General features: G+C 65.4%; 7 protein-coding genes. All 7 read left to right on the plus strand.

What is annotated here, in order from left to right; translation table 11 throughout:
* Window positions 1–556 (plus strand): SH3 domain-containing protein (locus tag VHB27_RS23150; protein ID WP_325605066.1); only part of this gene is annotated, 556 nt, incomplete at its 5' end.
* A gap of 200 nt (window positions 557–756) precedes the next feature.
* The gene (locus tag VHB27_RS23155) at window positions 757–1,227 is read left to right on the plus strand and encodes a hypothetical protein (RefSeq protein ID WP_325605068.1); all 471 of its coding nucleotides are present in this window, start codon (window positions 757–759) and stop codon (window positions 1,225–1,227) included.
* 242 nt (window positions 1,228–1,469) lie between these two features.
* Complete coding sequence (gene fdnG, locus VHB27_RS23160; protein ID WP_325605070.1) at window positions 1,470–4,550, plus strand: formate dehydrogenase-N subunit alpha; 3,081 nt, start codon at window positions 1,470–1,472, stop codon at window positions 4,548–4,550.
* Between the two features lie 9 nt (window positions 4,551–4,559).
* Window positions 4,560–5,492, plus strand: coding sequence for a formate dehydrogenase subunit beta (fdxH, locus tag VHB27_RS23165; RefSeq protein WP_325605072.1), 933 nt, complete (start codon window positions 4,560–4,562; stop codon window positions 5,490–5,492).
* The gene (locus tag VHB27_RS23170; protein WP_325605074.1) at window positions 5,489–6,127 is read left to right on the plus strand and encodes a formate dehydrogenase subunit gamma; all 639 of its coding nucleotides are present in this window, start codon (window positions 5,489–5,491) and stop codon (window positions 6,125–6,127) included. Before fdxH ends, VHB27_RS23170 begins: the two co-directional genes overlap by 4 nt.
* Window positions 6,128–6,278: 151 nt before the next feature.
* Window positions 6,279–7,163: a formate dehydrogenase accessory protein FdhE gene (gene fdhE / locus VHB27_RS23175; RefSeq protein WP_325605077.1), complete on the plus strand. Its 885-nt coding sequence runs from the start codon at window positions 6,279–6,281 to the stop codon at window positions 7,161–7,163.
* The coding region (locus VHB27_RS23180) for a GTP-binding protein (RefSeq protein ID WP_325605079.1) at window positions 7,160–7,388 on the plus strand (229 nt) is incomplete at its 3' end. The genes fdhE and VHB27_RS23180, both read left to right, overlap by 4 nt.

Consider the following 7,388-nt stretch of genomic DNA (forward strand, 5'->3'; position numbering starts at 1 on the left):
GACCCTGCCTCTGCCGGTGCCGCCCATTCCGCCGGCGCACCCGCCGGGCACGCCGGGAACTGCTCCCGCGACCGCCCCCCAGACCCCTTCGTCGCCGGCGCGGACATCCGCCGAGGCGGAAAAACCGGACACCGAGGCACCGAAGCTGCCCCGTTTCGCCTCCCTGCGTGCCGATGACGTCAACATGCGGGTCGGTCCCGGCACGCGTTATCGGATCGAGTGGGTCTACAAGCGCCGCGACCTGCCGGTGGAGATCATCCGCGAATACGACGTCTGGCGTTACGTGCGCGACGCGGACGGCATCCAGGGCTGGATGCAGCAGGCGACGCTGATGGGACGGCGGACCTTCATCGTCACGAATGCCGACGCCACGCTGCGGGGCGACGCGAAGGATGCCGCCAAAGCCGTCGCAGTCTTGAAGGTGGGGGTGATCGGCCGGATCCGGTTCTGCGAGGCGTCGTCGGACTGGTGTCAGGTGCAGGCCGGATCGTATCGCGGCTACCTGCGGCGGGAGCAGTTCTGGGGCACGCTTCCGCATGAAGCGATTAACCCTTGAGGGGTTGTTGCACGCGTTTGTCTGCGCGGTTGTATTTTCATTAGTCGGTTGTATTGACGATTTCACGGAAGTTCACGGTAATAACGTTCGTTCTAACGGTAAACGTCCGGTTGTATGACTTCCAAGACTAACCCGTTTTCTGGATGATAGGGCATCAGCCCAGGCAAAGAGCCGGGTCCTCCGCAGAAGGCAGATGCGCCATGAATATGATGGTTACCGACACCCTGACCCGTGACTACAGCTTCGCCGGCAGCATGCTTTCCGCTCGCCCCGGCGTCGTCGCGCTGTTCAGCGACAACCCTGAAACGGTCGCGGCGATGGCGCCGGTCTGTGAGTTCCTGGAACTGCGGCTGGAAGTCATTTCCGCCGGCACGGACCTGATGACGGTCCTTCGCACCGAACGGCCGGTCGCGTTGATCTCCGACGTCGATTGCATCGACCATGACGGGTTCCACACGATGAAGATCGTTGCGCGCTTCAACCCCGACATGCCGCTGCTGCTGCTGACCGGCGGCGACCCGGCGCTGATGGGCGCGGCGGACGCGGTGCAGGACCTGTGGGGCCTGACGCATGTCATCCAGACGAGTGCCCTGCCGGCTGCCGGCCAGTTGGTCAATTTCCTGTTTTCCGCCGGCCGCAAGGCGGGTTGCATGCGCCTGGTGCCGGTCTAGGCTGAGACGGGGACCGTCCGCATCGCAGGCAGACCCCACAGGCGCCACATCAGGCCGAAACCGGCGCCTCCGTCATAGCGGGCGCAGGCTCGTCGTGACGGGAGAGGCGCCTGGGCCGATGGCTGCCATCGCACCCCCTGATACGGAATATCCATCAGATTCTTCAAAATTTATTTGGTTGAATCTTCCCCTTGCGTGCAGCATGAAGCATGATCCTTCGTTCCTGGGGAGGGATCGGCGTCATGGAACTCAGCAGGCGCGGGTTTTTCAAACTCAGCGGCGCCGCTTTGGCCGCCTCCGGCGTGGGCGCCCTGGGGTTCGGCATGGCGGGGGAAGCGCTGGCCGCCTCGGTGCGCCCGTTCAAGCTGATGCGTGCCGCGGAGACCCGTAACACCTGCACCTATTGTTCCGTCGCCTGCGGCATCCTGATCTACACGCTCGGCGACAATGCCATGAACGCCCGGCCCAGCGTCATCCATATCGAGGGCGACCCGGACCATCCGGTGAACCGCGGCACGCTGTGTCCGAAGGGGTCGGCCCTGCTGGATGTCGTACATGCGCCGACACGGGTGAAATATCCGATGTACCGCCCCGCCGGCACCAACACGTTCAAGCGTGTGTCGTGGGACTTCGCGCTCGACCGCATCGCCACGCTGATGAAGGAAGACCGCGACAAGAATTTCATCGCCAGGAATGCCGCGGGCACCACCGTCAACCGCTGGGTCTCCACCGGGATGCTGGCGGCGTCGGCGGCGTCGAACGAGACGGCATACCTGACCTGGAAGGTGGCCCGCTCCTTCGGGATGGTCGTCTTCGACAACCAGGCGCGTGTCTGACACGGACCGACGGTAGCCAGTCTGGCTCCAACATTCGGTCGCGGCGCGATGACCAACACCTGGCAGGACATCAAGAACGCCAACGTGATCCTGGTGATGGGCGGCAACGCCGCCGAGGCGCATCCGTGCGGCTTCAAATGGGTCATCGAGGCCAAGCTGCACAACGCCGCCAAGCTGGTCGTGGTCGACCCGCGCTTCACCCGCACGGCGTCGGTCGCCGATTACTACGTGCCGATCCGTCCCGGCACCGACATCGCCTTCCTGTCCGGCGTGATCCGCTACCTGCTGGAGAAAGACGCCATCCAGCACGATTACGTCCGCAACTACACCAATGCGGCACTGATCGTGAAGGAGGGGTTCGGGTTCGACGAAGGCCTGTTCAGCGGCTGGGACGCGGGCAAGAACGACTACGACCGGTCGAGCTGGGATTACGAACTGGGCGATGACGGTTTCGCCAAGGTCGATCCGACACTGCAGCATCCGCGTTGCGTGCTGTCGCTGCTGAAGCGGCACGTCGCGCGCTACACCGCCGAAACGGTCTCTCGCATCTGCGGCACGCCGCAGGACAAGTTCCTGCAGGTATGCGACCTGGTCGCCTCCACTGCCGTGCCGAACAAGATGCTGACCAGCCTGTTCGCGCTGGGCTGGACGCAGCATTCGGTCGGCAGCCAGAACATCCGCACGATGGCGATGGTGCAGTTGCTGCTGGGCAATATCGGCCTGTCGGGCGGTGGGATGAACGCGCTGCGCGGACATTCCAACATCCAGGGCCTGACCGACCTGGGTCTGCTGTCGAACGCGATGCCAGGCTACCTGACGCTGCCGAACGATCGGGAAACCGATTTCACCGCCTATATGAAGACGCGGCAGTACAAGCCCCTGCGTCCCAACCAGGTCAGCTACTGGCAGAACTATCGCAAGTTCTTCGTCAGCCTGCAGAAAGCCGTCTTCGGCAAGGCCGCGACGGCGGACAACGACTGGGCCTATGACTGGCTGCCCAAGCTCGACGTGCCGAACTACGACATCCTGCGTGCGTTCGAGATGATGAACAACGGCCAGATGAACGGCTATGTCTGCCAGGGCTTCAACCCGCTGCAGTCGTTTCCGAACAAAGGCAAGATCCGCTCCGCGCTGGGCAAGCTGAAATACCTGGTCGTGATGGACCCGCTGGAAACCGAAACAGCCTATTTCTGGCAGAACCAGGGAGCGAAGAACCCGTCCGACCCGGCAAAGATCCAGACCGAGGTCTTCATGCTGCCCACGACCTGCTTCGCGGAGGAAGACGGCAGCCTGACCAACTCCGCCCGCTGGGTGCAATGGCACTGGAAGGCCGCCGACCCGCCGGGAGAGGCGCAGTCCGACGTCCGCATCATGACCGGCCTGTTCCGGCGCATGCAGGCGATGTATCGCAAGGATGGCGGGGCCTTCCCCGATCCGATCCTGAACCTGTCCTGGGACTACCTGGACGGCAACGACCCGCAGCCGGAAGAACTCGCCAAGGAGATCAACGGCAAGGCGCTGGTCGACATCAAGGACGACGCCGGCACCGTAACGCTGCGCGCCGGCCAGCAACTGGATGCGTTCGCCCAGTTGCGCGACGACGGCACCACGACCAGCGGCTGTTGGATCTACACGGGCGTCTGGACCGAGAAGGGCAACATCATGGGCCGGCGGGATGCCACGGACCCGCGCGATCAGGGCCTGGCGCCGAACTGGGCCTTCGCCTGGCCTGCCAATCGCCGCATCCTGTACAACCGAGCCTCGGCGGACCTGGAGGGAAGGCCGTGGAACCCGGACAAGCCGGTCATCGCCTGGAACGGATCGAAATGGACCGGGATCGATGTCCCCGATTTCGTCCCGACCACGAAACCGGATTCCGGCGTCAGCCCCTTCATCATGCTCGCCGAGGGCACCGCTCGGCTGTTTGCCCGCGACCAGATGCGCGAGGGACCGTTCCCTGAGCATTACGAGCCGCTGGAAAGCCCGGTGACGAACCTGCTGCATCCGCGGGTGAAGTCGAACCCCTGCGCCCGCGTCTTCCCCGACGACCGCGCCCAGTTCGGATCGGCCGACAAGTTCCCGTATGTCGGCACCACGTATCGCCTGACCGAACATTTCCATTTCTGGACCAAGCATGCCCGCATCAACGCGATCCTCCAGCCCGAGGAATTCGTCGAGGTGGGCGAGGCGCTGGCGAAAGAAAAAGGCATCGGCCAGGGCGATTGGGTGAAGGTGACGTCGAACCGCGGTGCCGTGGTCTGCAAGGCCTATGTCACCAAGCGGCTGAAGCCGCTGGCGGTCGACGGCAAGTCGCAGCACGTGATCGGCCTGCCGATCCATTGGGGCTTCACCGGGGCTGCGCGCAAGGGCTATGGCGCCAACACGCTGACCCCGTTCGTCGGCGACGCCAACACGGAGACGCCGGAGTTCAAGGCGTTCCTGGTGAACATCGAAAAGACGGCCGGTCCGTCGGAACCGGTGGCATAGGAGGGTGCGATGGCCGATCTGCAGTCCCTCGACATCCGCCGCCGCTCCGCTTCGGTCGCCGACCCACCCTCGGTCCGCCAGGAGCCGCCGGTCGCCAAGCTGATCGACGTCACCCGCTGCATCGGCTGCAAGGCGTGCCAGGCCGCCTGCATGGAATGGAACGACCTGCGGCCGGAGATCGGATATTTCGAAGGCAGCTACGACAATCCGCAGGACCTGGGTCCGTCCGCCTGGACGCTGATGCGCTTCACGGAATGGGAGGACGAGGCCGGCAATCTGGAATGGCTGATCCGCAAGGACGGCTGCATGCACTGCGCCGATCCCGGTTGCCTGAAAGCGTGTCCGGCGCCCGGGGCGATCGTGCAATATGCCAACGGGATCGTCGATTTCGTCAGCGAGCACTGCATCGGCTGCGGCTACTGCGTGAAAGGCTGTCCGTTCGACATCCCTCGGGTCAGCCCGGTGGACCATAAGGCTTATAAGTGCTCCCTGTGCTCCGACCGCGTGTCGGTCGGATTGGAGCCAGCCTGCGTCAAGGCGTGCCCGACCGGGGCGATCCTGTTCGGGTCCAAGGACGACATGACCGGATGGGCCGGGGAGCGGGTGGCGGAGCTGAAAACCCGCGGCTTCGACAAGGCGGGGCTGTATGATCCGGACGGCGTCGGCGGCACGCACGTCATGTATGTGCTGCACCACGCGGACCGTCCGTCGCTGTACGCCGGGTTGCCCGACAAGCCGCATATCAGCCCGCTGGTGCAGGCCTGGAAGGGCCTGTTCAAGCCGATCGCGCTGGCCGGCCTGGCATTCACCGCCGTCGCGGGTTTCGTTCACTGGGTCGTCGCCGGCCCGAACCAGGTGACGCCCGAGGACGAAGCGAAGGGCGCCGCCATGCTGGCCGGACAAGACACGAAAGGGGATGATCGGAAAGGGGACCCGTCATGAGCGCCCATCAGACCCCCGCCATGGTCTCGCGCTATACGACGGCGCAGCGGATCAACCACTGGATCACGGCCTTGCTGCTGATCCTGCTGGCGCTGTCGGGGATGTCGATGTTCGATCCGGGGCTGTTCTTCCTGTCCAGCCTGTTCGGCGGCGGAGAAGCGACGCGCGCGATCCATCCCTGGTTCGGCGTCGTCCTGCTGGTCAGCTTTGCGATCCTGTTCGTCCCCTTCGTGCGCCACAACCTGTGGACCCGCGACGACACGGCATGGATCGGCAAGATCCGAGACGTGCTGGGCAATCACGAAGAACGCCTGGCCGAGGTCGGTCGCTACAACGCCGGACAGAAACTGGTGTTCTGGGCGATGACCTGGCTGATCCTGGTGCTGTTCGCCACCGGTATCGTCATCTGGGACCAGTATTTCTTCCGCTTCACCTCGATCGAGGTGAAGCGGATCGCGGTGCTGGTCCACAGCGTGGCGGCGGTCGCGATCATCGCCGTGTGGATCACGCACGTCTACGCGGCGATCTGGGTCCGCGGCACGATGCACGGGATGCTGCGGGGCACCGTCACCGCGGGTTGGACCTTCCGGCACCACCGGAAATGGCTCAGGACGCTGGCGCGCGGGCAGAAGTGACGTGTGAAAACGCGGGAGTGCCATCGACGCCCGGCAGGGCGTGGACGGCGGCCGTCCGGTCACCATGGCGGGAGAGGCGACAATGCCCCACATCCGCCTCAGTCAGCGTCTATGGAGACACGCTCGGCCACGACACCTGGTGACTTCACTCGTGAGCATTAAGACCACCAGCCTCGGCGATCTTCCGCGCGACGGGGTGCGACAACCCGATCCGGTGATCCTGCCGGTCCCCGCTACCCTGTTCAGCCGCAGGGCGGATCGCCTCCGTGTGCTGCTGGTGGCGCATCCGATGGCGGACTGGCTGCGGTTCCTGGCACAGATCGCTGGCGCCCAGGCTGCTTCCGTGTCTGAAACGCCCCTTCCGGCGCCCCTTCCGACCCCGTTCGACCTCGCCGCGATCCCGCTGGACCTCGGCTGGGACGCCACCTTGCGCGCCTTCGCCCCGATCGCCGACGACCCGGCTTTCCCCGAGGCCGCGCGGGCCACGCTCCGTCGCCTGCCGGATCTCGACACCCGCGCTTTGGCGCGTGACTGGCTGGCGGGCGACCTGGCGACAACCTGGGCCGGCGAGTCGATCGTCCTCGCCGCCGCGCTGCAGGTCGTATTCGCGCGGCATGCCGCGGCCCTGGATGCGACGGCGGTGCGGTTGCTGCCGCAACGCGGCCTGTGCCCCGTCTGCGCGTCTCCACCCGTCGCCGGGGTCATCACCGCCAAGGGGCGCAGTCCCGGCGCGCGGTACCTGCATTGCGGCCTCTGTGCCACGGCCTGGAACCATGTGCGCGCCGTCTGCACCGGCTGCGGGGAGGCGAAAGGACTGGCGCTGCGGGAAATCGAAGGCGGTTCGGGCGCCATCAAGGCCGAGACCTGCGACGTCTGCCGCGGCTATGCGAAGATGTTCTACCAGGAGAAAGACACGGCGATCGAACCGCTGGCCGACGACCTGGCCTCACTGGGGCTGGACCTGATGGTCTCCGACGCCGGCTGGTCCCGCCTCGGGATCAATCCCCTGCTTGGCATGACAGGCGTCGCGCCGTGATCATCGGCACGGCCGGCCATGTCGATCATGGCAAGACCGCGCTGGTCAAGGCATTGACCGGCGTCGACACCGACCGGCTGGCCGAGGAGAAGCGCCGCGGCATCACCATCGATCTCGGCTACGCCTATACCGACGAATTCGGCTTCGTCGACGTGCCCGGCCATGAGCGCTTCGTGCACACCATGCTGGCGGGCGCGAGCGGGATCGACACCGCGCTGCTCGTCG

Origin of the sequence: Rhodopila sp. (assembly GCF_035548235.1) — a bacterium.
Lineage (GTDB): Bacteria > Pseudomonadota > Alphaproteobacteria > Acetobacterales > Acetobacteraceae > Rhodopila.

What these genes read in the sequence shown, in the direction of transcription:
- VHB27_RS23155 (WP_325605068.1), top strand. Translation starts at nt 757, where the DNA reads ATGAATATGATGGTTACCGACACCCTGACCCGTGACTACAGCTTCGCC.
- fdxH (WP_325605072.1), top strand. Translation starts at nt 4,560, where the DNA reads ATGGCCGATCTGCAGTCCCTCGACATCCGCCGCCGCTCCGCTTCGGTC.
- VHB27_RS23170 (WP_325605074.1), top strand. Translation starts at nt 5,489, where the DNA reads ATGAGCGCCCATCAGACCCCCGCCATGGTCTCGCGCTATACGACGGCG.